Consider the following 24,512-nt stretch of genomic DNA (forward strand, 5'->3'; position numbering starts at 1 on the left):
ATGAGCAGGCTTTCTATTTTCGTCCTTAAGTTAAAGTATCAATAACTTAAGAGTTCAATAACCTAATTACTTAGTTAGGTCATCGAAGAAGTTTTTAACGCCGCTGAAGAAACCTTCAGACTTAGGCTTGTGCTTGCTTGCCGCTTCGCCGCCACATGTCTCTTCAAACTCACGTAAAAGTTCTTTCTGACGAGAGCTTAGTTTAACTGGCGTCTCAACCACTAGCTTAACGATTAGGTCACCTACACCGCCGCCACGAACACCTTTCACGCCTTTACCACGCATACGGAACATACGGCCCGTTTGTGTCTCTTCTGGCACCTTAAGGTTTACACGACCATCCAGTGTTGGAACTTCAACTTCACCACCTAGAGCAGCCATAGAGAAGCTTACTGGTACTTCGCAGTAAAGGTTGTTGCCGTCACGCTCGAAGATGTTGTGCTCTTTTACGTGAACTTGTACGTATAGGTCGCCAGCTGGAGCACCTTGCTCTCCCGCTTCACCTTCGCCAGATAGACGAATACGGTCGCCAGTATCAACACCAGCAGGGATCTTAACGTTAAGTGTTTTCGTCTTCTGCTTACGGCCTTGACCGTGACAAGAGTTACATGGGTCTTTGATGATCTTGCCTTTACCGTTACAAGTAGGACAAGTCTGTTGAACCGCGAAGAAACCTTGACGCATTTGTACTTGGCCGTGGCCATGACAAGTACCACAAGTTTGCGCAGAAGAACCCTTCTTCGCGCCGCTACCATCACAAGTGTCACATTCAACCAGTGTTGGTACTTCAATCTCTTTTGATACGCCACGAACCGCTTCTTCAAGAGTCAGTTCCATGTTGTAACGTAGGTCTGAACCACGTTGTGCACGTTGTTGACCACCACCACGACGACCACCGCCGAAGATGTCGCCAAATACGTCACCGAAGATATCACCGAAGTCACCTTGACCGCCGCCGAAACCGCCGCCACCACCCATGCCGCCTTGTTCAAAAGCTGCGTGACCGTATTGATCGTAAGCTGCTTTCTTTTGAGGATCGGTTAGGATCTCGTACGCTACTTTTACTTCTTTAAATTTGTCCGCTGCGCTCTCATCACCCTGGTTACGGTCCGGGTGGAATTTCATTGCTAAGCGCTTGTACGCTTTTTTAATATCGCGCTCTGATGCATCGCGGCTTACGCCTAATACTTCGTAAAAATCACGTTTTGACATGTTCTAGGTCACCAAAATAATTGCTACTACCGAAAAGTAACTTCAGTAGTCTGTGTATCAATCTAGATAAAAGTTCTGCCGGCTGAATCACCGAATAAAGCTATTATCTAGATCGACAAGTCTAAATACAAATTTACGGGCGTGAGAGTTACCTCTGACGCCCGTATTAATAAGTCTTCGAGACAAATTTCTAAGCAGATAGCTTGAGTTCTAGGAGGAAGCGCGCAGCCTACGTTAGTAGGTGAGCACTTCCGACAACGAAATCAGGCTACTCTGCGACGAAATTATTTTTTGTCGTCTTTAACTTCTTCAAACTCAGCATCAACTACGTCGTCGTCTTGCTTAGGTTGCTCACCCGCTTCAGCGCCAGCTTGCTGTGCTTGAGCTTGTTGTTGAGCGATTTCCATTAGCTTCTGAGCTGCTTGCATAAGTTCTTGAACTTTAGCGTCGATAGCTTCTTTGTCGTTACCAGACTTAACTTCTTCTAGTGCCGCGATAGCTGCTTCGATCTTCTCTTTCTCGTCTGCAGGTAGAGCTTCACCAGCTTCTTCTACTTGCTTCTTAGTACCGTGAATCATTTGGTCAGCTTGGTTACGTGCAGTTACTAGCTCTTCGAACTTCTTGTCCGCTTCTTTGTTAGCTTCTGCTTCTTGTACCATTGCTTCGATCTCTTCCTCAGACAGACCGCCTGATGCTTGGATAGTGATCTTCTGCTCTTTACCAGTCGCTTTATCTTTCGCAGATACGTTTAGGATACCGTCAGCATCTAGGTCGAAAGTTACTTCGATTTGTGGCATGCCACGTGGTGCTGGTTGGATACCTTCTAGGTTGAACTGACCAAGAGACTTGTTGTAAGTCGCTTGCTTACGCTCACCTTGTAGTACGTGGATAGTTACCGCGCTTTGGTTGTCTTCAGCTGTAGAGAACACTTGATCCGCTTTTGTTGGGATAGTTGTGTTTTTCTCGATTAGCTTAGTCATTACGCCGCCCATCGTTTCGATACCGAAAGATAGAGGAGTAACGTCTAGAAGTAGTACGTCTTTAACGTCACCAGCTAGTACACCACCTTGAACTGCAGCACCCATTGCTACTGCTTCGTCAGGGTTCACGTCTTTACGTGGCTCTTTACCGAAGAACTCAGATACTTTAGCTTGAACCATAGGCATACGAGTCTGACCACCAACTAGGATAACGTCAGTGATTTCGCCTACAGATAGGTCAGCATCCGCTAGAGCAACTTTTAGAGGCTCAAGAGAACGTTGTACTAGGTCTTCAACTAGAGACTCAAGCTTCGCACGAGTCACTTTGATGTTCATGTGCTTAGGACCAGTCGCATCAGCAGTAACGTAAGGTAGGTTTACGTCAGTTTGAGTAGTAGAAGAAAGCTCGATTTTCGCTTTTTCTGCTGCTTCTTTAACACGCTGCATTGCTAGTGGATCAGCTTTAAGGTCGATACCTTGCTCTTTCTTGAACTCATCTACTAGGTAGTTGATCATGCGGTTATCGAAATCTTCACCACCAAGGTGAGTGTCACCGTTAGTTGAAAGAACTTCGAAAGTCTTCTCGCCTTCTACTTCATCGATTTCGATGATAGAGATATCGAATGTACCACCACCAAGGTCGTATACAGCGATAGTGCGATCACCACCTTGCTTGTCTAGACCGTAAGCTAGAGCAGCAGCAGTTGGTTCGTTGATGATACGTTTAACATCTAGACCAGCGATACGGCCAGCATCTTTAGTTGCTTGACGTTGAGCATCGTTAAAGTAAGCAGGAACAGTTACAACTGCGCCAGTTACTTCTTCGCCTAGGAAGTCTTCAGCTGTTTTCTTCATTTTCTTAAGAACTTCAGCAGATACTTGAGGAGCAGCCATTTTTTGGCCTTGCGCTTCTACCCATGCATCACCGTTGTCAGCCTTAACAATGTTGAAAGGCATGATTTCGATATCGCGTTGAACTTCTTCATCTTCAAAACGACGACCGATTAGACGCTTGATAGCGAACAGTGTGTTTTGAGGGTTAGTAACAGCTTGACGTTTTGCAGGTTGACCAACTAGCGTTTCGCCTTCTGTGTATGCGATTACTGATGCTGTTGTGCGTTCGCCTTCAGCATTTTCGATTACGCGTGGTTTGTCGCCGTCAAGAACAGCAACACAAGAGTTAGTAGTACCTAAATCAATACCAATGATTTTACCCATCAGGCTATCTCCGAAATATATTCTATTAAGTTTTTGCTATACCCACTGATGTGGGGGTGGTAATTAGAGATTCAACCCTAATACACAAAATTAAAGTGCAAATACAATTTGCTTTCGTATGCACCATAGATAAGGGCTCACGATACCTTTTCAAGGGTAAAAACGGATTTTTTTACATTTATTTTAATAAAAAGAATGATTAGGTAAGAATGCATATCATTAACACACCATTAAACCCATTATTCGATTCAAAAGCCCTGTTTTACCTTGTGTGGATAACATCTGATGCTGCTTGCACAAGCCTTATGGCAAAACAATCAAGGCTAAGAAAAAATTCAACGCACCATGCTTGGCCCACGGTACTCCAAGCAAGATTTACATTTATCACCCAATAAAAAACGGAGCCACTTGGGCTCCGTTTTCAATCAAGGCTTTCAACATAGACATTGTCTATAGAGGAAAGAACTTTTAATTAAGCTTCTGCTTTCTTCAGCTCAACTTCTTCGTCTGCTTCAACGCCGATTTCGTTTTCAGATTTAGCAACGATAGTGTTTACCGCTGTGTCACCCACTACGTTTGAAGAAGTACAGAACATGTCACAGATACGGTCAACAGCAGCAACGATAGCTAGACCTTCTGGTGGTAGACCTAGTTGGTGTAATAGAACACCTACCATTACTACACCGCCACCTGGAACACCACCAGCACCGATAGACAGTAGCAGAATAGTTAGACCTAGAGTGAAGATATCAGCAGTGTTGATTGGCTGACCAAATGCGTTTGCTACGAACATAGTTGCTAGTGCGATGTAGATAGATACACCAGACATGTTCATTGTTGCACCTAGTGGTACACCGAAGCCCGCTACTGACTTAGATACCTTTAGTTTGTCAGTAAGAGTGCGCATTGTTACTGGGATTGTCGCGTTCGAACTTGCAGTAGATAGTGAGAATAGAACTTGCTCACGAGTTGCACGTAGGAACTGCTTTGGAGAAATACCAGTGAATGAACCCACCATCATTGGGTAGAAGAAGAAGATCCAGAACACAAGCATTGCAACAACAAGCGCTACGTAGCCAGCTACTGACATTAGCGTGTTTGCATCCAGTGTCGCACCTAGTTGAATCATCAGAGCGAATACACCGTATGGCGCTAGGCTCATTACTAGGCCGATAAGCTTCATCATGATTTCGTTAGCCATCTTGAACGTCTTGATAGCTGGGCCACCACGAGAATCAAGCGCTTGAATAGCAAGACCAGTCAGAATCGCCATGAAGATGATTTGTAGCATGTCGCCGCTTGCGAATGCTTGTACTGGGTTGCTAGGAACGATGTTCACAACAAGAGAGAAGATGTCTGGTGTTTCTGTTGTTGTAAGTGCAATCGTCTCAGAAACCGTACCTGCTAGGTTTGCACCCGCACCAGGTTGGAAAATAAGACCAATCGTTAGAGCAGCAGAGATCGCGATGATGGTGTTAATAATGTAAAGACCAAAGGTTTTACCACCAAGACGACCAAATGAACGGATATCTTTTAGTTCAACGATACCGCAAACAATAGATACATATACAAGAGGCACTACTAGCAACTTGATAAGTGATACGAACATACCACCAGCGCCTTCTGCAGCACCAAGTAGGTAAGTGTCAAAAATAGCGATTCCGCTGAATAGGTACTGAATAGCAGTACCAATAATCAGGCCGACAAACAGGCCTACAAAAATCTTACTTGAGAGCGATTTATCCATCGTTCTTCTCCAGTCTGTTGTGTTTAAAATTTGTACTTTTATAGTTGTATATGCGAGTAATATCGCTATATGGCAGTGGATTTTACATACAAAGATAACAATTAAAAGCATTTGTTTACAAAAATATCACAAGTGTGACATCAAAACATTTTCTCATTAACAACAAGTTTCATAACACAAAACTCTAAACCGCTGTTCCGTATGGAATAAAAAGAACGACATCCTTAATGCAGTTTGACGGACTATTTAAGCGGATTCTCAAGTGACAGGCACAAAAAAAGAGAGGCATAAGCCTCTCTTCTTATTTCACATCAACTAGTGAATTATGTTGTAACTGCAGTTTGCTTGATCAGTAAAAAGTCGAACCTTTCACTTAACGAGCACCACTCAATTACTTAGCAACCATTACCATTGCTGGGCGAACTACACGACCGTTTAGCTCGTAGCCTTTTTGCATCACGAACATAACCGTGTTTGATTCGTGATCTGGGCTTTCTTGGATAGACATCGCTTGGTGGAATTCAGGGTTGAACGCTTCACCTTCAGGGTTAATCTCTTTAAGACCGAACTTAGCAACTGTGTCTACGAATGTTTTGTGTGTTAGCTCAACACCTTCGTATAGTGGCTTAACCACTTCGTTTTCAGCGTCTGCAGCTTGCATTGCACGCTCAAGGTTGTCGATAACAGGCAGTAGGCCTTCAGCAAACTTGTTCAAAGCGAATTTACGCGCTTTATCAATTTCTTGCTCGCTACGGCGACGCATGTTTTCAACTTCAGCTTTAGCGCGAAGAACAGAGTCTTGCTGCTCTTTCACTTTAGTTTCGCTAGCTAGCAATGCCGCTTCTAGTTGAGCAATCTTTGCTTCCTGCTCATCAGCAGCGTCTGCGTTCAGTTCAGCTTCTTCAACTTTTTCTGCTTCAGCAATGATCTGATCTAGTTCTTCTTCGGTTACTTTGTTTTCTTCGTTGCTCATGATATCTCCAGAATTCGTTTCCAATGCAAGTGACAGGCGGGTTTGCGCCTCAAATTGATATAAAACACTCGCATAGACGTTCAACTTGCCTTTATTATGGGGATGAAGAATTTTGATTCAAGCCTAATTCGTTTGGAAACCTTATGAAAAAGCCATTTGAAGTGATCGCCATTATTGGTAAACCTCGAGATCAGCAAGCAATTCAGACTCATAGAGAACTCTATCAGTGGTTGAGCGCTGAGGGTTATCAAGTGTTTGTTGATGACAGACTCGCCAGTATTTTAGACGATATCCCAAAAGAACATTTTTCTAGCCTGGTCGACTTAGGTAAACGCGCCGATCTCGCCATTGTAGTCGGTGGTGACGGAAACATGCTCGGCGCCGCTCGAATCTTGTCTCGTTTCGATATTTCAGTGATTGGTGTAAACCGAGGTAACCTTGGCTTCCTGACCGATCTCAACCCGGAAAACTTCCAGAGCGCGCTAACTGATGTTCTCAAAGGCGAGTTCATGGAAGAAGAACGCTTCCTACTTGAAACAGAGATCCACCGCCATGGCCAAATAAAAAGCCATAACGCAGCACTTAACGAAGCGGTACTTCACCCCGGCCAAGTCGCGCACATGATCGAGTTTGAAGTGTACATCGACGACAGCTTCGCCTTCTCGCAGCGTTCTGATGGTTTGATCGTGTCGACACCAACAGGTTCTACCGCCTACTCACTTTCTGGCGGCGGCCCTATCTTGTCATCAAGCTTAAATGCCATCTCTTTGGTGCCCATGTTCCCACACACGCTTTCAAGTCGACCGCTTGTTGTCGATGGAAAGCGCCGCATCAAGCTGATCGTATCGCCTGATAACCGCGGCACTCAAGAAGTCAGTTGCGATGGTCAAATCTCGCTACCTGTATCTCCAGGCGACGAGATCCACATTTACCAAAGCCCAAATGTGCTCAAACTGATCCACCCGAAAGACTACAACTACTACCATGTCCTACGAAACAAACTGGGCTGGTCGAGTAAGCTGTTCTAACTAAGCAGCACTAGCAACAACCAAAAATTTCAAAGGCTGACGATATTCGTCAGCCTTTTTTATTACCTGTATAACACCCGCCAACTCTGCCTTCACGCCAACCCTTGAGATCGTCATTCACAAGAAGGAGGAACGACTGAGTTGGGAATCTATTGTGGTTTCAGTGATCTACAGACAAGTACAATTCTGAGAGCTATCACAAAAAATTTTCACCTGTCGACTTTACTGTATAAAGAAACAGTATATACTGAGCTTATATACAGTATTGTTCAGTTATACAGGTAAATAAAAATGCTGGCTCATTTAAGTGTTAATAATTTCGCTATTGTTAAGTCTTTACAGCTAGAACTTTCTAAAGGCATGACAACAATCACCGGGGAAACTGGTGCGGGTAAATCTATCGCAATCGATGCTTTGGGTTTGTGTCTTGGAGGGAGATCCGATGCAGGCATGGTTAGACAAGGTGAAGAAAAAACCGAAGTCAGTGCTGCTTTTTTACTTGAGAACAATCTGCACGCAACTCGCTGGTTAGAAGATAACGAACTTCTAGACGGCACGGAATGCATCCTGCGCAGAACCATCTCTAAAGAAGGTCGCTCTCGTGCATTCATTAACGGTAGTCCAGTTCCTCTTTCACAATTGAAATCACTAGGACAACTACTGATCAACATTCATGGCCAGCACGCGCATCACCAGCTGATGAAAAGCGACTACCAAATGGCAATGCTTGACCAATACGCGGGCCATTTAAACCTATTGAAATCGACACGTAACGCTTATCAAACTTGGCGCCAAGCAGACAACCACCTAAAAGAGTTACGTGAAAACAGCCAACAAAACCAAGCTCAAAAACAGCTTCTTGAATACCAAATCAAAGAGTTAAACGAGTTATCTATTGGGGAGGAAGAATATGAAGAGCTCGAACAAGAGCATAAGCGCCTCGCCAATAGCGGAGAATTGGCCTCAACCTGCCAGCAAGCTATCGAGCTTATTTACGAAGGTGAAGAAGTTAATGCGCTTGGTATTCTGCAATCGGCCAATCACTCCCTAATTCAATTAGCAGAATTAGACGAGCGACTTGCTGAGCTACCAAATATGTTGTCTGAAGCCATTATTCAGATTGAAGAGACCAACAGCGAACTAAGAACTTACCTTGATAGCATCGACGTCGACCCAGGTCGCATGGCTTACGTTGAAGAGCGCTTCTCTAAAGTGATGTCGATGGCGCGTAAACACCACGTATTGCCTGAAGAGCTATATAAACACCACCAAGACTTGCTACAACAAGTTGAAGCGCTGGATTGCTCTGATGAAAAGCTTGAAGAGTTAGCGAATGACGTTGAAAACCAATATCAATCATTCGTAGCAAAATCTGAGAAGCTGCATAAATCTCGCGTTCGTTACGCGAAAGAGCTAAACAAACTGATCACGCAAAGCATGCACGAACTGAGCATGGAAAAAGCGCAGTTTGCGATTGAAGTGAACAACACCAACACTCACCCATCGCCATTGGGCATGGATAACGTGACATTTATTGTCTCTACCAACCCAGGCCAACCGATGCAGCCAATCGCTAAGGTGGCGTCTGGTGGTGAGCTATCACGTATTTCATTAGCGATTCAGGTGATCACTGCACAAAAAGTCGACACACCAAGTCTGATTTTCGATGAAGTAGATGTGGGTATCAGTGGCCCAACCGCCGCTGTAGTTGGCAAGATGCTACGTAAACTAGGCGAATCAACTCAGGTAATGTGTGTGACTCACTTACCTCAAGTTGCCGGTTGCGGTCACCAACAGCTGTTTGTGGCAAAGAACACGAAATCAGGTAAAACCGAAACTCAAATGCATACACTTGATGAGCAACAGCGCGTTTCAGAGCTGGCTCGACTGCTTGGTGGCAGCCAAATCACCGAGTCGACTCTTGCCAACGCAAAAGAGTTATTAGTCGCCGCTTAGATTAAATCTTCAGCAACTTTCTGATAATTTACCGAAAAATATTGGCAATTTTGCAACTAAATTCAAAATTGCCAGTCATAACAAGCTCAAAGCGCAAGGAGCTTTTTACTTCTTGCTGGAGCTTGTTTATTATCAGGCAGTATTTTAGCGAAGAAAGATCTCAAACTATGCGAATTAAAAAGTGGTTAGTTGCAGTTCCACTTGCACTAACAATGTTGACCGGTTGCTCTCTACTAGAGAAGTTGGTTTATCGAATTGACATCAATCAGGGTAACTATGTTGAACAAGAAGCTGTCGACCAGCTCAAGTTTGGCATGACAAAAACACAAGTTCGTTACGTTATGGGCTCACCTATGCTTATCGAAAATGGCTACCCAGATACGTGGTACTACATTTACCACCACCAAAAAGGTCATGAAGACCCGATTCAGAAAAACCTCGTTGTGAACTTTGATGCTACTGGCACCCTAGTTACGATCAACGGTGATTTTGAAGCCAGTGATGAGTTCTTCGAAAGCCTTCGCTAGCTTTCAATAGACAAGCTCTCAGCTGATAAAGCTACCCGTAGACAAAGCAAGAATCTCAAAAGCCTGCTCAGTGAGCAGGCTTTTTAATGTTTGCTTACAAATTAACCTGCCGAATCTCACTCACGGACACAAAAAAGCTCGCCGATTTGGCGAGCTCTCTGTGAATTTAATCCGTTTTGCCATGCTACTTAGCAGCAGCGGCTTTTGCTTGTTCGGCACGCTTACGGCGAATCTCTTTTGGATCAGCCAGCAGTGCTCGATAAATTTCAATTCGGTCTTTATCACGAACCGTTGCATCTAACTTCACGTTACGGCTGAACACGCCAACCTTGTTTTTCGCTAAGTCGATCTCTGGGTACAGTTCCAAAACACCAGACTGTGCAATAATCTCTTCAACAGTCGCGTTCTTGTTTACAACCAAAGTAAACACACGCTGTTCATGCGGAAGTGCAAACACAACTTCTACGTGGATCATATCTGATTCAATAGTCATGGTTTAGTAAACCTGTTTCGCTCGTTGAGTAAATGCGCTCACCATGTTGGTCGTTAGCTCATTGAAAATCTTACCAAATGCCATTTCAATCATTCGGCTAGAGAATTCAAACTCTAACTTAAGCTCGACCTTACAGGCCTGCTCATCCAACGGGGTAAAATACCAACCGCCTTGCAGTTTCTTGAACGGGCCGTCCACCAGCTCCATCAAGATCTCAGCGCCATCCGCTAAGCGGTTAGACGTTGTAAATGTTTTGCTGATACCGGCTTTAGAAACATCAACCGAAGCCACCATAGCGGAATCTGAAGATTCGATCACACGAGAACCAGAACACCCTGGCAAAAACTCAGGATAACGAGCAACATCATTGACCAAGCTAAACATCTGGTCGGCACTAAATGAAACTAATGCTGAACGAGTAACCTTTGGCATATAGACTCCTGTTAAAGACGGCGTTACATTAACACAAACTGCAATTTTAATTGTATTGGGCCAGAGCGCAAATAAAAAGGATTCCCCAACTAGGGCGCAATCCGTATAATGAGGCCATTATGGCAAAGAATAAATCAAAATCAAAAGCCGGTAGCAATACCATTGCGCTTAATAAGAAAGCTCGCCACGAATATTTCATCGATGATGAGATAGAAGCGGGGCTTGAGCTACAAGGCTGGGAAGTAAAATCCCTACGTGAAGGCAAAACGAATATCGCAGAAAGCTACGTTTACATCCGTGATGGCGAAGCATTCATTAGTGGTATGACGATCACTCCGCTGACTCAAGCGAGTACTCATATCGTGGCGAACCCAACACGTGTCCGTAAACTCCTAATGTCGAGAAAAGAGCTCGATAACCTATTCGGTCGTATTAACCGTGAAGGCATGACACTTGTCGCAACCGCACTTTACTGGTCTCGCTCTTGGGCGAAGATTAAGATCGGCGTAGCGAAGGGTAAAAAGCTGCACGATAAACGTACTGATATGAAAGAAAAAGATTGGGCGAGAGATAAAGCACGAATTATGAAGAGTAATTTGCGCTAATTTTAAGCACTTAAACGCACAGAGCTAGACAGGGTAAGCTTTTCTGGTACTATGCAAGAACACTTGGGGCTGATTTAGGATTCGACAGGAATTTTGAAGTCTGAGGTGCATGCCGTGGGGCGGTTGGCCACGTAAAAAGCCGCAAAAAAATAGTCGCAAACGACGAAAACTACGCACTAGCAGCTTAATAACCTGCTCAGAGCTCTCTTGCCCTAGCTTCCGCTCGTAAGACGGGGACCAACAAGAGATCAAACCCAAACAAGCTAGCGTGGCTTCTCCCACCTGAGAGGAAAAGCGCGAATTATAATTCAGGTTAGCCTTTAACTAGCGTGTCGGTTCGCAGGTTGCTGGTGAATTTAAAGATCGACTAAGCATGTAGTACCAATGATGAATAGTTTTTGGACGCGGGTTCAACTCCCGCCAGCTCCACCAAACGTTTGGAAAGGGCCAACTCGAAAGAGTTGGCCCTTTTTGTTTGTCTGAAGTTCACAAATGAGATGCGTTCAGCGGTAAAACAACGAGCTAATGACGTATAAAAACAGTTAGTTATTAAAAAGCCACACATCCCATTACTGAAATGTGTGGCCGTTTAGAACTGTTCAATTTAGCTTTAGTAAGTTAAGGCGTTACTCCATTTTCCCTAGTACGTAATCTTCATCACTACTTACTACCGCGCCGTACTTCAGGAAGTTCTTACCTAGAATCATGCTGTATTCGAAGCGAGAACGGTCTTGAAGGTTCACTCTCACCTCTTTTTCTAGGTCGCCTAGCTTCACTTTCATTTCGACGACAGGGCGAATGTTAACCTTCTCGCCTTTCTTCGCCTTAATGCGCATCACATCAATCACTGGCTTGGTGAACTCTTGCTTATCGCCTTGGTTGTTCTGATAAGTAAAGGTCACCATGTCTTGGCCATCTTTCTTAAATCTCTTAATGTTCACCGCGTTCATTGAGCTCACATCAGCACCGGTATCTAGCTTGGCAGGGAATGTCATGCCGTTCACTTCAACCACTTCAATGTGCCCTACTTTAAACAGAGGCTCGGCTTTCAATAGGTAGTCAGAGCGCGTGTTTACATAAACACCCTCTTTAGCCATCTTCTTACCGAGAATGAAGTAAGCTTCTTTTTCATTGCTGTTTAGCACATCTATAGCAAACTCTTGTGTGCGAACCTTGCCAGAGGCCGAGAACTCACCACTTACAACTGGGCGACTATCATCTCCGACTTTAAGCTTTTTAATGATTGGCTTTGTGACCTTCTGCTGTTCGCCATTCGCGTCAGTTAGGTAAAACTCAACGGATTCATCTTTACCCTTGCCGACAATCTCAAAGCTGTCCACCTTCAATAGAGGCGTGTTTACAGTAAAAGAAGCCACAGCCTTAAGCGGGAAGTCATCCAGTGTGATGTCCTCTTCAGGTGAGATAATCATAGGCTCACCAGACTCCGCCACATCACTAAAGCTCTCTGAACCTTCTGATAAAATGTTTTCAGCACTGGTGTCTATCATGAAGAGTTCGCTAGCGGTACTGGTTCCAAATCTTAGCTGTGAGCTGCTGTCTGAACGCTCACGTAGGTACACCAGAACGTCTTTGGTATTGTTCTCATCAAGTTGAACGGGAACATAGACTAAAGGTCTCTTCTTACCACTCACGCTTAGCATACGAACCAACGGCAATGTCATCTCTTTTTGCTTGCCATTGTTGTCGAACATATCAAACGTCACTTGTTTGTTCTTTTTGTCTATGTCGATGTCTTTTGCATGCAAAATGCTGTAGCGGTTCTTTAAAGAGAAGGTCGCATTCATCGGCATTCCCGAGATAGACACCACCTCTTTACGCCCAACCACGGTTGCATTCTCTTGCTCTTGCAAATAGTCGTAGCCAGCAAACACCAGTGCGTTATCCGCTAGGAAGGTTTTACCGATCAATACTGGCGCAGAGAAGTGGCTTCTGTCTGTCAGGTTAACATCGGTTTTTAGCTCTTGGTCTGCGATAGTCAGAGACATTTTAATGGTCGGGCGAAGCAAAGGCGTACTGCTGGTACGGCTGCGAATCATGCTGACACGCTCTAGCGGCGCCTCAACCAATACCATCTCACCAGTACGTGGGTTTTGAACTTTAAAAGAGACCACAGCTTGGTATTTCGCAAAGGTGCTATCATCCCAATCGTCGTAATCAACGTCGCTATTATTAAGCACGTCTTCAGTTAATGCAGACATCAACTCTTTGTCTTTGAGATTCTTATAGTCGGCATGTGTGCTTTTTACATGGATGTCTTCTGCATGCATGGAAGTGGTTTCTGCACCAGTGTCGATTTTGCCAATGAAAGGAACATCTTTAAGCCCTTGAACGCTAGAGAGGTACACATTCTCAGTACGGCCTAATACCGCCTTACCATCGAGTTCGTAAGTCGGATTTTGTGTGGTGTGTGAAGTGTCTGTAGCCAAAGAATATTGTGAAAAAAGTAAAGTGCTTAAAAGAGTTAGAGCCAAAGGTATCTTTTTCATTAGTTGGTCCGTTGTGATCAGTTCACTAATAATACTGGTGAAAAGGCAATAAGTTCCCCCACCAGCGATGGTTCTCACATAACGTTTACGCTATGACTTTTTCAATGACAAACCGATGACTTTGTGTCGCATTACTTCATCAAGTATTGACTAACGGATACCCAATAACCTTTTGATTGCTCCGAGTTCTATTGGAGAAACGAATACAAAAAAGGCCAACGACGCGCGTTGACCTTAGCAATTCAAAATACCCGTGAAGCGAGCTTAACTTGCTAAAACACAAACGGTTCTAGATAAACATAGCACTAAAAAGTCCCGACTGTTTTCTTTGCACAGATAGCACGAGCTTTTTCTGCGCCCTCGCCTTTATTTTTATTAAAACATTGACGGTAAGATTCGACGTATCGCTCAAATAACACTTTCGCTTCTGGTTTGGGTTTAGAGAGCAGTTGATTGACGAATTTTCTTGATCCGACCTCGAAATGCTGAGTATCAATTGGAGAATTCCAGTCACCTCCCCAAATCATGAAACCATGATGTGCAAACAGCTCGACCACATCTTCCGCCATGCCTCGGCGTTCAATGTCATTACGAGCACGAAAGCGAGTTCTATTCACGTAACTGGTTGCCGACTGCGATGGCTTTACCGTAATGGTTCCGTTGCTATCGAACGCTAAGAAAGGGTTTTGAACTGGGTTGATGTCGATAGCCACACCGTATGCATGCTTCGACCAACCTCCTCCGCCAGTGATAGGGCGAGCATTAAACGCACTGCTGTTATTGGCTTCCATCGAGGCATTATCATCACCGTTAAACTCACGCATTAGACGCGCAGAATGCAGTGGGAAGTTACGCTGTTTGAGCGCTAAAAAGATTTGTTCAACAGAAGGGGCGATAACATCAAGCACAATCATACTCCCCTGCTGAGTTTCGCCCTTAAAGTTAACGAAATCAAAGTCCACTTTGGATAAGCGATCACAACCAACGGGGGCTCCACTGTTCAATACCTTGTTCTTTTTCATCATGTCACACTGCCATTGAGAGACAGGCGCAACTTGGCCGTAACTCGCCGCACTGATCAAGGTTGCCAGCAAACCAACAATTAAACGTTTCATATCAAGGCTCAAAAACAGTAAGAGTAAAAAGACAGGAAGTGGAAAATAACACACTCAACCTAACAGAGTGCATACTTTCTAGTGCGTTTTGTTCCAATAAACGATTTCGCGAACTCGACCATTCTGATCCTTATCCGCCTTTCCGCCGATATCTGAAAGTTGAGGCAAGCACGACAACGTTGGAGCGTGACAAGCAATCAGCATCAATATGAATGCGTCATAAATATCATCTATCGCGACATCTTTACGCTTGGTGTTAGAAATAGATAACGCCAAACCCTCACACCATTGCGGGGCGAGTTGTTGAATAATCGAAAGCCTTTCCTCTTTGCCCTCTTGAGTCCGCTTCGAAAAGGTAAGCGGTTCCCCTTTCAAGGCAGCGAACACCACCTCCGGGTGAGACTCTCTGATCGATAAATGTGGGTGATCATCGATGAGTTTATCTAGCTCTCGGATTTTTGGAACAATCCCCCAAGTTTGCTTAGAGAACTTCTTACCAAGCTGCTGCACATTGGCATTACACGCCGAAATATAATCGGCTTGGTAAACCGCCTCACGAGACGGAACCGGAAACACCGACGAACCACGCTTGCTGGTTAGAAAGCGCCTTGCTGCTTTGTCACACAAGCGATCTGGAGTTTGTACGTCACTAAAGCCAATTGGCATGTCGATAAGCGCCGTTGAACCGATAAGATCACTCGCTAGCTCATCAAGCGCCTTGACCACTTTGAACTCTAGGGCCTGATCATCAGAGACAATCCAAGCGATCCAACCCGCCTTACAGCCATCAATTCCGATGTATTTCATTGTTATCTCAAGTTACGTATACATGTAATCTACCTACTGTCGCTAACTATCGGCTTTGGATCAACTTAACTCCGGTATATATACCAACAATGATACTCAACACAGAAAAAACACCCGCGAGAGAGAGCACCGGCATGGCAACAAGAAGTTGAGTATCATTCCCTCCTCCGGCCATTACGGCCCCAAACCCCATCAATACACCAGCAATCAAATGTTTACCAAACCGACGTATCGGGCTAAACCTCAATGAAAACGATCCTGTAAATAACGCAGCACTGATCATTCCAACCAATAGTGAGGTCATCAATATAAAACGCTCACTAGTCGGCCAGTCTTCTGTCTTCCCATGCCAAATTGAAGTACCCATAGATTTCAGCAAACCACTTGGTGTCCAATGCGGTTCATACAAAAATACGAAACCGGCCATCAACCCAATACCCAGCATCGAAAACCACAGCTTACGATTGACCGAGTTCATAAAGTAACAGCTCACTACAATTGTGAGCGAGATACTTCCAAGGAATACGTATCTGGAAAAGTCGGACAGTACCAACCTAGAACCTTTCAACTCCGAAGGCAAAACTGGAGCAAACACCAGCCATGCAACAAACCAACCGAATATAGTCGCCAACATAACCACTTCGCCGCGAGCTAACCTGCTCACTGTAGACACCCCACAGCCGCTATTGATTGCCGCGCCAATACCAAATAGAAAGCCACCAAGCAGTGAGAACAAACTCGGCCAAAAAGCCGTAGACAGCTGGCGCCCCTCAATCACTGAGCCCAATCCCATGGAGACCCAAGCCAACGATCCACTAAAAACAATCGCAACGATGAACATTGGTGATCCTTTTATCGCCTGTTTTACTCCTCTCACCATACAAAGGCCTGTGGTTTGGGCGAGATATCCCAATAAGAAAATGCAGAGCAAAGCGAGAATAAACAACATACCTAGCCTCCAGATTGCATTGATTTTGCTGTTGTCGTTCGTTAAATATAGTAAGAGCGTAGAACTTCTAGGTAAGAATATGAGCCACATACTGGTTAACTGGCATAAACACAAGCACCCCGGCTATTTGGGTAGCAACGTAACTAACGAGCTTTCTAATGCCGAATTACAGCGTTTAATGGTTCAGATTCTCCAGCCCATCGAACGAGAGTTTGGAAAAGTAACGGTGACTTATGGCTATACCAGCCACTCTTTGCTTCGTTGGATGTTGAAGAACAGCCCAGGTGACATGGCACCAGACATTGATCAACACGCTTCGATGGAGCTAAACAGCAAAGGCAAGCGTATTTGCAAACGCGATGGCGCGGCTTGCGATTTCTATATTGAAGGCTATGAAAATCGGATGGATGAGATCGCGAAATACATTTGCATCTACCTAGCGTTCGACCGCCTCTACTTTTATGGAAAGAACAAACCGATTCACATCAGCATCGGGCCTGAAAACAGCCGATATGCACTGATTCGACAAACGCGAAGTGATGGGCTTCGCGTAAATACGAAAAGTGCAAAAGGCATCGCCACACAGACCTTATTCAATGACTTATAATCGAAAAAACATCTGAGAGGACAAGGAATGAACGAAGAGCTGTTTGCTGAGTTGGTGGCACAAATCAAAGTGGGGAAACAATTGCCGGATGCCGTTTACCTTCATAGAGACGCCCTCAATGCCCTCCCGAACGTTCTCACTCAATTCATTCCTGCCGTCGCAAAAGCCGTTAGCTTAGAAGACGACAACTGGAACCTAGTTAAACTATTCAAAAAAGAGTTCCGTTTATCCCTACTTCACTACCCTGACTTTTACACCGACTCTTACCCGGCTTTAAAACAGAGCTTAAACGTCGACCTCTCTAAACTCAGCCATAAAATCATGAGCTACGAAGGCTCTGATAACCCTCCGATTTTGCACCGCAAAGAGACCATGATTCTGCCCGACAGTGAATACTTCGAACACTTCACCTCTTTAACACAAGAAGGTGAAAATGCAGGGCTGTACGAGAACAGTCGCTTGATCGGATTTAAGCGCTCTTGGGAGAACTTGATTGCACGCCATGGCTACGAGCTTGTCGATGGCCGCCTGTTTCGTAGCTCTGCAATCTCACAAGTAGAAGATGCTGGCATAGACAGACACAGAACCGCGCTAGTAAGACATGAGTTGTCTGCACCGATGAAAACCTTAGTAAAGCATGGTTACTTGGAAGGCTCCTACTCTATTTTCGACTACGGTTGCGGCCGAGGCGACGACTTAAGAGAACTTGAAGCGCATGGTTTAGATGTGCTTGGTTGGGACCCGAACTTTCAACCGGACAACGATAAAGTTAATTCCAGCATCGTTAACTTAGGCTTTGTGCTTAACGTTATTGAAGATCAAGATGAACGGTTAGAGGCACTTTTAGGAGCTTGGGAGCTAACCGACAAGTTCTTGGTGGTGTCTGTAATGCTGGCGAACGAGAACTACATTGCGCAGTTCAAACCCTATAAAGATGGGGTGATCACCTCTCGTAACACCTTTCAAAAGTACTACGCGCAATCTGAGATAAAAGCATACATAGAAAGAAGTCTTCAAGAAGACGCCATTACCGTCGCACCCGGTATTTTCTATATATTCAAAGACAAAATCGAAGAACAGCAATACCTGCAGAGTAAATACAAACGACACCACAAGTGGCAACAGCTGACTTCGCCAGAACCTATCGAAGCAAAAGATAAAGCCAAGCTACTTATCACTCAGCATCAAGACCTGTTCAACAGCTTTTGGAATACCTGCTTGGAACTAGGCCGTATTCCTGCCAACGACGAATTTGAACACTCTGACAAAATCCGAGAGCTAGTCGGCTCACACAAAAAAGTGTTCAACTTGCTGCAAGAGATGTTCGATACCCAAGAGTTTGAACAAGCGGAAAAGAGTAGAAAGGAAGACTTGTTACTGTACTTCGCGATGGGGCTGTTTGAGAAAAGAAAGCCTTACACCCAGCAGCCAGAACCATTAAAGCGTGATATCAAAGCGCTGTTTGATGACTACAAAACTGCCATTAACCTGGCTGCCGAGCTGCTGTTTGCAATTGCCGACACCGACTTAATCCAGCAGCAGTGCGAGAAAGCCCACAACAACCAGTTACCAGCCAGCCTTTTGAACGAAGGGCATTCATTGATCCTGCACCGAGACTTTATTGATGATTTACCATTGCTGCTGCGAGTCTACGTAGGCGCGGGGCTACAAATGTATGGTGAGCTAGATGAAGAGATAGACTTAATCAAAATTCATATCACATCCGGTAAGCTCACCCTAACCGCCTATGACGACTTTGAAAAATCAGTACCTTTCCTAGTCGAGCGCATAAAAATCAAGATGGCCGAGCAAGACATCGACTTCTTCGATTACGTAAACGAAGATCGCAGGCCGCCACTGCTGAATAAGCATCTTTACATCCCAACCGAACACGAGAACTACAAGAAACAACAGAGCTTCGACAAACGCTTGGCGAAGCTCATGGAGTTCGAATCAAATGAAGAAACGCAAATGGTGAGAGCAGAGTTTGAAGTGCTTTTAGGTAAACACAACAAAGAAATCAAAGGGTTTACTTTAAATTCAAAATAGTCCTTTTCTAGTGCTAGAAAAAGCCGCGCCTGCCATAGAATTATGATCTACATACCTGTAAAATACCCAACCTATTTTGGCATACCTATGTAATAATTCTCATAGAAAAGACTAAGACATAACAAACTCAAAGCTTAGTTTGTCAAAATATGACATACCAACTATGGTTTATGTCATAGACAAATAACATAACTTAGAGCTAACTATGCAAAATCAAGATTCAGGCTATTGCTACTCCTTTCCTGCTGTTAGAGGAATTCAAGCAGGACGTCCATTTTACATTGCGACGTGCCCTCTTCGCATCATTCCAAAAATTTTCAGTTACAACGAAGATGATGTTCCGCCAGAGCTAAGAGCTCAAAGGACGTTGAACAAAACTCGTATACCTGAAATGGTGAAGTATCTGCTGGAAAACCCTAAAGAATATGTTTTCTCCGCACTAACAGCTTCTGTTGGTGTTGATATCTCATTCCATGATCACGAAGGAGCACCTAACTTAGGGACGCTTCAAATACCAATGGATGCGCAGATCCTAATTAATGATGGGCAACACCGTCGTAAAGCGATTGAAGAAGCACTGAAAGAAAACCCAGATCTAGGCCAAGATAATATCCCGGTCTTGTTCTTTATCGATGAAGGCTTGGGTAGAAGCCAACAAATGTTTGCAGATTTAAACAAGTACGCCGTCAAACCGAGTCCATCTCTTGGCACACTGTATGATCATAGAGATGAAAGCTCAGAGCTTGCGCGTGAATTAGCAACCAAAGTAAAACCCTTCATCGGAATGACTGAAATGGAGAAATCCAATATTAGTCCTAAGTCGAACAAACTATTCACTTTAAGCAGCATAAAACAATCTACTCGAGCGCTTTTAAGCAAAGGCCCGAAGGATGGCTTCAGTGAAGAAGAAAAACAATTAGCACGTGAATTTTGGGAAGAAGTCACGTGTCATATTAAAGATTGGCAAATGGTGATAGACAAACAAGTGTCACCAGCACAGCTGCGCCAAGAATACATTCACGCACACGGTGTTGGACTGCATGCTATCGGTGTTTTAGGTAAACACCTGCTTTGCCAAGAACCAAAGCAATGGAAAGAAAAGCTTCAACAGCTAACCAAGGTGAACTGGTTAAAAACCAACCCTGAATGGATTAAGCGCAGCATGAACCATGGCAAACTGAGTAAATCGAATATGAATATTCAGCTTACTGCCAATGCACTAAAAATTGAACTTGGGTTACCACTAACCCCAGAAGAAAAAGCTCTAGAGAAGCAGTTATCATGATACACGAGCTAAAACTGGCAGAAGATCTCGCCGAAGAATATCAAGAATTCATCAACGCTGAAGAGTTCGCAAATAACAAACTCAGCCACTATATCGCTGACGTGCAGCGTGTTTACTGCGCCGACAATCGCCCTTGGGTAATTGGTTACAGCGGTGGTAAAGACTCATCAGCAGTTATGTCACTGGTTTATATGGCACTCCTTGGTTTAGAGAAAGAGCAACGTCATAAACCGGTATTTGTCGTTTCATCAGACACCTTGGTTGAGACTCCTGTCGTTGTAAACCATATAAAAGACTCTTTAGCAGCGATACAAAAAGGCGCTAAACGCGACGACCTACCAATCAGCTGTCACAAAGTGGTACCAGAATCTGACCAGACGTTTTGGTCAAGCCTTCTTGGTAAAGGTTACCCAGCACCAACTCGCTCTTTCCGCTGGTGTACAGAGCGAATGAAGATCGATCCGGTTAGTGACTTCATCAAAAGCAAAGTATCTCAGTTTGATGAGGTGATTGTAGTATTGGGCTCTCGCAGCCAAGAAAGTGCCTCGCGTGCTCAAGTTATCGCTAAACATAAAATTGATGGTTCTCGTTTAGCTCGCCATACAACTCTAGCCAACGCATTCATTTACACGCCAATTGATACTTGGGCTGTCGATGACGTATGGAAAATCTTACGCCTGTGCCACCTAGAGACAAAAGAAACACCATTAGGTACTAGGAACATCTGGAAAGATGACTACGACCTTGAATGGGAAAACCCTTGGGGTGGCAAAAACCTAGTGCTTTGGAATCTTTATAAAGATTCTTCAGGGCAAGGTGAATGCCCAATGGTTATTGATGAAACGACACCATCTTGTGGTAATTCTCGTTTTGGCTGTTGGACATGTACAGTTGTAACGAAAGACCGTGCGATGGAAAGCCTTATCCAAAACGGTGAAGAGTGGATGGCTCCTCTTCTGGAATTCCGAAATAAGTTAGCAATGACAACGGATCCAGCAAACAAAGAAGAATACCGAAACCACAAACGCAGAACCGGTAAAGTGAGCTACCAATACGCCAAAGAAGGTGAAGATATCGCCACGGAACGTAAACACGTTCCTGGCCCTTATTGGCTTAAATACCGCCGCCAATGGCTTCGTGAGCTTCTAGAACTAGATAAGAAGTTTAAGGCAGAAGGCCGAGAGATTGAGTTAATCACAGTTCCAGAACTGCATGCTATTCGCCAGGAATGGATTCATGATCCAAATGAGCCAGACTGGGATGACTCTCTACCGTCGCTTTTCAAAGACGTTTATGGTTATGACCTAGATTGGGTATACGACGACAACGCGAGTTTTGGTAAAGATGACGCACAGCTAATTCATGAGCTATGCGACAACTTCGATGTTGAGCCCGAGATGATCATGAAACTGATAGAGTTAGAAGTTTCTATGGAAGGTTTAAGTCGCCGTAGCGGTATTTCAAACAAAATCGCATCGCTATTGAAGCGAGACTGGGGAAGCTTGGAAGAGATTAAACAAAAGCATGCTTCTCTGCAGAGTAAGGCTGAGTTTGATATTCACCAAAAAGAAATTGAGCGTTATAACGAACAGCTTGCTGACTTAGATAAGCAGCTTCAAAAAGAGTTTTAAATACTGAAATGTTGATTACAAAACTAACTTTAAACAACTTTCGCGTGTTTCGCGGTGTGCATGAAATCGACCTGCGCCCTGCTCCTGCTCGTCTAAGTAAAAATGGTCCTATTGAAGGAACTGAACGACCAATCATTCTGTTTGGTGGTCTTAATGGTGCTGGTAAAACATCGATTCTGACCGCTGTACGACTTGCTCTTTTTGGCCGTCAATCATTTAGCCAAGTTCTGTCAAATGGTGAGTATGTTGATGCCCTATCCGAGCTGATTCATAAAGGTGTCGGCCATGGTGGCGTTCAAGATAACGCATCGATTGAACTTGAGTTTAAATACAGCCAAAACGGTGAAGAGAACACTTATAAAGTGATTCGTGGTTGGAAACGCGGTAAAAAAGATAACCTGTGCCTTGAAAAAGATGGTGCTCAAATACCAGAGCTCAATTACGAGCAATGCCAGGGCTTTCTTAATGAACTGATTCCAACTGGTATTGCTGACCTGTTCTTCTTCGACGGCGAAAAAATCGCTGAACTAGCAGAAGATGAATCTGGTAGCGTACTTAAAACCGCTGTACGTAGACTACTAGGTTTAGATGTAATCGCGAAACTCAAAAGCGACCTAAATATCTTCTTGAAAAAGCAAGGTTCCGGAGCTTTAAGCCAATCTCTTAAAGAAGAGATGAATGCATTAGACGAGCAAAGAATTGATCACGAACGTAAAGCTGAAAAACTTCGTGGTGAGGCTGATATTGTTGATGCTCAAATTGAGCTAGTATCACGCGATATTCTTAACCTGGAAAACAAACTTTCTCAGAATGGTGGTGCTTGGGCAAAAACCAGAGAAGATGAGCAACACAAAGTTGAAAACTTGCTTAAAGAGAAAGTCGAGCTTGAAAAGCAAATTCGTATGGAAATGGAAACCAACCTTCCATTTTCACTTGCTCCGAAAGCAATGCAAAGACTTCAAACTCAGATCAAACAAGAGCAACAAGTTAAGAAGAAGCAGAACTTTGGTAATGAGCTAGATTCTTTCCTAGAAACTCTATGCTCAAAATACCCAAGCTTTGATACCGAGATGGCGCAAAACGCAATTGCAGATAGCTTTAAAGCACACGTCGGTGAATTCGATTCAACAGAGCTTCTTTTAGATATATCTGATCGCCAAGCGAATACTATCGATTACCAGTTGTCTAACCTATCGCAAGATTCTTTCTCTCGTTTTGACAAAGCACGAGTACGTCTCCAAAAAGTCGAAGAAGAGATCGACAACGCTTCAAATAATATCGCACGTGCACCAGAGCAAGAACAAGTGCAGGAGTTATTTGCAGATGTTCGCACTTTAGATAAGAAGAAAGAAAAACTGATTATCGAATATCATGATTTACTGGAAAAGGCTAAGCGAGAACTTCGACTAGCTTTAGAAACAGCACGTCAAATTCAGAAGCTACACGATAAGCACAAAGACCAATCGAACAAAGATCAAAGTATTAGTAATGCGCAAAACTCAATCTTATTGCTAGATAAGTTTGGTGAACAGCTAACTAAAGCTCGTGTTAATCAGTTAGAAAATGAGTTCGTTCAGTCATACAAGAAGCTTGCTCGTAAGGAAGATTTACAACTCACAGCTTCAATCAACCCAGCAACATTCGATGTTGAGTTAGTTGATGAACACGGTATTAAGATCAACCGTAAGGCGATGTCTGCTGGTGAGAAGCAGATCTACGCGATCTCGATTCTAGAGGCTCTTGGTCGTACATCTGGTCGAAAACTTCCAATCATCATTGACACACCACTAGGTCGATTGGATTCACATCACCGTGACAAACTTGTTGAGAATTATTTCCCAACAGCAAGCCACCAAGTGGTGATTCTATCAACGGATACAGAGATCGATAGAAACTACACAAGCCTTATCCAAGACGATATTGCTCGTACTTATGAGATCTGTTTCGACGGCACAACTAAGGCTTCAACATTGAAAGACGGTTACTTCTGGAAAGAATCGATTAAGGAGGCCGTGTAATGCTACCTAACCGTATGAACTTAACCCGCTCTACTGAAGAGCAGCTTAAAAAGTTGAAAGGCTACACTGGTATCACTCCAAACGTTTCAGCACGTATCGCTTTCTTCCGTTCCATTGAAAGTGACTTCCGATATCAAGGCCAAGAAGCAAAATTGGACGGCTCACTGGTTTTAGATAAGTACACGTGGCTTGGTGAAACTAGTGATGTGACTGAGCTAATGTTGAAAATGTACTATCCAGAGCTTGATACCAAAGAGTACCAACAAGCTTGGGCAGCACACGTTGAAGATGGTATTGCTTCAGTTAGAAACTATAGAAATATTGAACGACTATCTGATGCTATATAGAACAACCTCTATTTGGAAGTTCGCCA

General features: G+C 44.1%; 20 protein-coding genes and 1 other RNA gene. 11 read left to right on the top strand and 10 right to left on the bottom strand.

The window, feature by feature from the left end; all coding sequences use genetic code 11:
* Positions 1-66: 66 nt before the first annotated feature.
* From dnaJ to grpE, 4 genes are all read right to left on the bottom strand, one after another.
* A complete protein-coding gene (dnaJ, locus tag F0228_RS07470) occupies positions 67-1,212 on the bottom strand; it encodes a molecular chaperone DnaJ (RefSeq protein WP_008224495.1) in 1,146 nt (381 codons plus the stop codon).
* Positions 1,213-1,496: 284 nt separating this feature from the next.
* Positions 1,497-3,410 (bottom strand): molecular chaperone DnaK, encoded by a 1,914-nt coding sequence (dnaK, locus tag F0228_RS07475; RefSeq protein ID WP_061033258.1) that lies wholly within the window; start codon positions 3,408-3,410, stop codon positions 1,497-1,499.
* Positions 3,411-3,882: 472 nt separating this feature from the next.
* The gene (locus F0228_RS07480; RefSeq protein ID WP_171762074.1) at positions 3,883-5,157 is read right to left on the bottom strand and encodes a dicarboxylate/amino acid:cation symporter; all 1,275 of its coding nucleotides are present in this window, start codon (positions 5,155-5,157) and stop codon (positions 3,883-3,885) included.
* Between the two features lie 391 nt (positions 5,158-5,548).
* The gene (gene grpE / locus F0228_RS07485; protein ID WP_004737573.1) at positions 5,549-6,130 is read right to left on the bottom strand and encodes a nucleotide exchange factor GrpE; all 582 of its coding nucleotides are present in this window, start codon (positions 6,128-6,130) and stop codon (positions 5,549-5,551) included.
* Between the two features lie 143 nt (positions 6,131-6,273).
* On the opposite strand from grpE, the gene nadK reads away from it, so the two are divergent.
* The 3 genes from nadK (at position 6,274) to bamE (ending at position 9,641) form a co-directional block, all read left to right on the top strand.
* A complete protein-coding gene (gene nadK / locus F0228_RS07490; RefSeq protein WP_061033260.1) occupies positions 6,274-7,158 on the top strand; it encodes an NAD(+) kinase in 885 nt (294 codons plus the stop codon).
* Positions 7,159-7,449: 291 nt separating this feature from the next.
* Positions 7,450-9,114, top strand: a complete 1,665-nt coding sequence (gene recN / locus F0228_RS07495; protein WP_102423753.1) for a DNA repair protein RecN — start codon at positions 7,450-7,452, stop codon at positions 9,112-9,114.
* Between the two features lie 167 nt (positions 9,115-9,281).
* Entirely contained in the window at positions 9,282-9,641 is a 360-nt protein-coding gene (gene bamE, locus F0228_RS07500; RefSeq protein ID WP_004735159.1) for an outer membrane protein assembly factor BamE, read from the top strand.
* 184 nt (positions 9,642-9,825) lie between these two features.
* Here the strand turns inward: bamE and F0228_RS07505 are convergent, their stop codons facing one another.
* On the bottom strand, positions 9,826-10,134 hold the full coding sequence (locus tag F0228_RS07505; protein ID WP_004737569.1) for an RnfH family protein: 309 nt from the start codon (positions 10,132-10,134) through the stop codon (positions 9,826-9,828).
* Between the two features lie 3 nt (positions 10,135-10,137).
* Positions 10,138-10,566, bottom strand: a complete 429-nt coding sequence (locus F0228_RS07510; protein ID WP_004737568.1) for an SRPBCC family protein — start codon at positions 10,564-10,566, stop codon at positions 10,138-10,140.
* 119 nt (positions 10,567-10,685) lie between these two features.
* On the opposite strand from F0228_RS07510, the gene smpB reads away from it, so the two are divergent.
* Positions 10,686-11,171: an SsrA-binding protein SmpB gene (gene smpB / locus F0228_RS07515; RefSeq protein WP_004737567.1), complete on the top strand. Its 486-nt coding sequence runs from the start codon at positions 10,686-10,688 to the stop codon at positions 11,169-11,171.
* 65 nt (positions 11,172-11,236) lie between these two features.
* Positions 11,237-11,603: a transfer-messenger RNA gene (gene ssrA / locus F0228_RS07520) on the top strand.
* Between the two features lie 194 nt (positions 11,604-11,797).
* On the opposite strand, the gene F0228_RS07525 is transcribed toward ssrA, so the two are convergent.
* The 4 genes from F0228_RS07525 to F0228_RS07540 form a co-directional block, all read right to left on the bottom strand.
* Positions 11,798-13,678, bottom strand: coding sequence for a RimK/LysX family protein (locus F0228_RS07525; protein WP_171762075.1), 1,881 nt, complete (start codon positions 13,676-13,678; stop codon positions 11,798-11,800).
* A 305-nt stretch (positions 13,679-13,983) separates the two neighbouring features.
* Positions 13,984-14,793: a M15 family metallopeptidase gene (locus tag F0228_RS07530; RefSeq protein ID WP_171762076.1), complete on the bottom strand. Its 810-nt coding sequence runs from the start codon at positions 14,791-14,793 to the stop codon at positions 13,984-13,986.
* 78 nt (positions 14,794-14,871) lie between these two features.
* Positions 14,872-15,600, bottom strand: coding sequence for a DUF429 domain-containing protein (locus F0228_RS07535; protein WP_171762077.1), 729 nt, complete (start codon positions 15,598-15,600; stop codon positions 14,872-14,874).
* Between the two features lie 46 nt (positions 15,601-15,646).
* Complete coding sequence (locus F0228_RS07540; protein ID WP_102425888.1) at positions 15,647-16,441, bottom strand: YeeE/YedE thiosulfate transporter family protein; 795 nt, start codon at positions 16,439-16,441, stop codon at positions 15,647-15,649.
* A 187-nt stretch (positions 16,442-16,628) separates the two neighbouring features.
* On the opposite strand from F0228_RS07540, the gene F0228_RS07545 reads away from it, so the two are divergent.
* From F0228_RS07545 to dndE, 6 genes are all read left to right on the top strand, one after another.
* The gene (locus tag F0228_RS07545) at positions 16,629-17,156 is read left to right on the top strand and encodes a hypothetical protein (RefSeq protein ID WP_171762078.1); all 528 of its coding nucleotides are present in this window, start codon (positions 16,629-16,631) and stop codon (positions 17,154-17,156) included.
* Positions 17,157-17,183: 27 nt separating this feature from the next.
* The gene (locus F0228_RS07550) at positions 17,184-19,205 is read left to right on the top strand and encodes a DNA phosphorothioation-associated putative methyltransferase (RefSeq protein WP_171762079.1); all 2,022 of its coding nucleotides are present in this window, start codon (positions 17,184-17,186) and stop codon (positions 19,203-19,205) included.
* Positions 19,206-19,410: 205 nt separating this feature from the next.
* Positions 19,411-20,490, top strand: a complete 1,080-nt coding sequence (dndB, locus tag F0228_RS07555) for a DNA sulfur modification protein DndB (RefSeq protein ID WP_171762080.1) — start codon at positions 19,411-19,413, stop codon at positions 20,488-20,490.
* Positions 20,487-22,121, top strand: a complete 1,635-nt coding sequence (locus F0228_RS07560; protein ID WP_171762081.1) for a DNA phosphorothioation system sulfurtransferase DndC — start codon at positions 20,487-20,489, stop codon at positions 22,119-22,121. Before dndB ends, F0228_RS07560 begins: the two co-directional genes overlap by 4 nt.
* Before the next feature lie 8 nt (positions 22,122-22,129).
* Positions 22,130-24,139, top strand: coding sequence for a DNA sulfur modification protein DndD (gene dndD / locus F0228_RS07565; RefSeq protein WP_171762082.1), 2,010 nt, complete (start codon positions 22,130-22,132; stop codon positions 24,137-24,139).
* Positions 24,139-24,486 carry a DNA sulfur modification protein DndE gene (gene dndE / locus F0228_RS07570; RefSeq protein WP_171762083.1) on the top strand — a complete coding sequence of 116 codons (348 nt, stop codon included), beginning with the start codon at positions 24,139-24,141 and terminating at the stop codon, positions 24,484-24,486. The genes dndD and dndE overlap by 1 nt, the downstream gene beginning before the upstream one ends.
* The last annotated feature ends 26 nt before the right edge of the window (positions 24,487-24,512 follow it).

The sequence above is a fragment of the Vibrio sp. 99K-1 genome, from assembly GCF_013114585.1.
Lineage (GTDB): Bacteria > Pseudomonadota > Gammaproteobacteria > Enterobacterales > Vibrionaceae > Vibrio > Vibrio chagasii_B.

Coding starts and splice junctions, on each gene's coding strand:
- dnaJ (WP_008224495.1), bottom strand. CDS start 1,212: ATGTCAAAACGTGATTTTTACGAAGTATTAGGCGTAAGCCGCGATGCA.
- dnaK (WP_061033258.1), bottom strand. CDS start 3,410: ATGGGTAAAATCATTGGTATTGATTTAGGTACTACTAACTCTTGTGTT.
- F0228_RS07480 (WP_171762074.1), bottom strand. CDS start 5,157: ATGGATAAATCGCTCTCAAGTAAGATTTTTGTAGGCCTGTTTGTCGGC.
- grpE (WP_004737573.1), bottom strand. CDS start 6,130: ATGAGCAACGAAGAAAACAAAGTAACCGAAGAAGAACTAGATCAGATC.
- nadK (WP_061033260.1), top strand. CDS start 6,274: ATGAAAAAGCCATTTGAAGTGATCGCCATTATTGGTAAACCTCGAGAT.
- recN (WP_102423753.1), top strand. CDS start 7,450: ATGCTGGCTCATTTAAGTGTTAATAATTTCGCTATTGTTAAGTCTTTA.
- bamE (WP_004735159.1), top strand. CDS start 9,282: ATGCGAATTAAAAAGTGGTTAGTTGCAGTTCCACTTGCACTAACAATG.
- F0228_RS07505 (WP_004737569.1), bottom strand. CDS start 10,134: ATGACTATTGAATCAGATATGATCCACGTAGAAGTTGTGTTTGCACTT.
- F0228_RS07510 (WP_004737568.1), bottom strand. CDS start 10,566: ATGCCAAAGGTTACTCGTTCAGCATTAGTTTCATTTAGTGCCGACCAG.
- smpB (WP_004737567.1), top strand. CDS start 10,686: ATGGCAAAGAATAAATCAAAATCAAAAGCCGGTAGCAATACCATTGCG.
- F0228_RS07525 (WP_171762075.1), bottom strand. CDS start 13,678: ATGAAAAAGATACCTTTGGCTCTAACTCTTTTAAGCACTTTACTTTTT.
- F0228_RS07530 (WP_171762076.1), bottom strand. CDS start 14,793: ATGAAACGTTTAATTGTTGGTTTGCTGGCAACCTTGATCAGTGCGGCG.
- F0228_RS07535 (WP_171762077.1), bottom strand. CDS start 15,600: ATGAAATACATCGGAATTGATGGCTGTAAGGCGGGTTGGATCGCTTGG.
- F0228_RS07540 (WP_102425888.1), bottom strand. CDS start 16,441: ATGTTCATCGTTGCGATTGTTTTTAGTGGATCGTTGGCTTGGGTCTCC.
- F0228_RS07545 (WP_171762078.1), top strand. CDS start 16,629: ATGAGCCACATACTGGTTAACTGGCATAAACACAAGCACCCCGGCTAT.
- F0228_RS07550 (WP_171762079.1), top strand. CDS start 17,184: ATGAACGAAGAGCTGTTTGCTGAGTTGGTGGCACAAATCAAAGTGGGG.
- dndB (WP_171762080.1), top strand. CDS start 19,411: ATGCAAAATCAAGATTCAGGCTATTGCTACTCCTTTCCTGCTGTTAGA.
- F0228_RS07560 (WP_171762081.1), top strand. CDS start 20,487: ATGATACACGAGCTAAAACTGGCAGAAGATCTCGCCGAAGAATATCAA.
- dndD (WP_171762082.1), top strand. CDS start 22,130: ATGTTGATTACAAAACTAACTTTAAACAACTTTCGCGTGTTTCGCGGT.
- dndE (WP_171762083.1), top strand. CDS start 24,139: ATGCTACCTAACCGTATGAACTTAACCCGCTCTACTGAAGAGCAGCTT.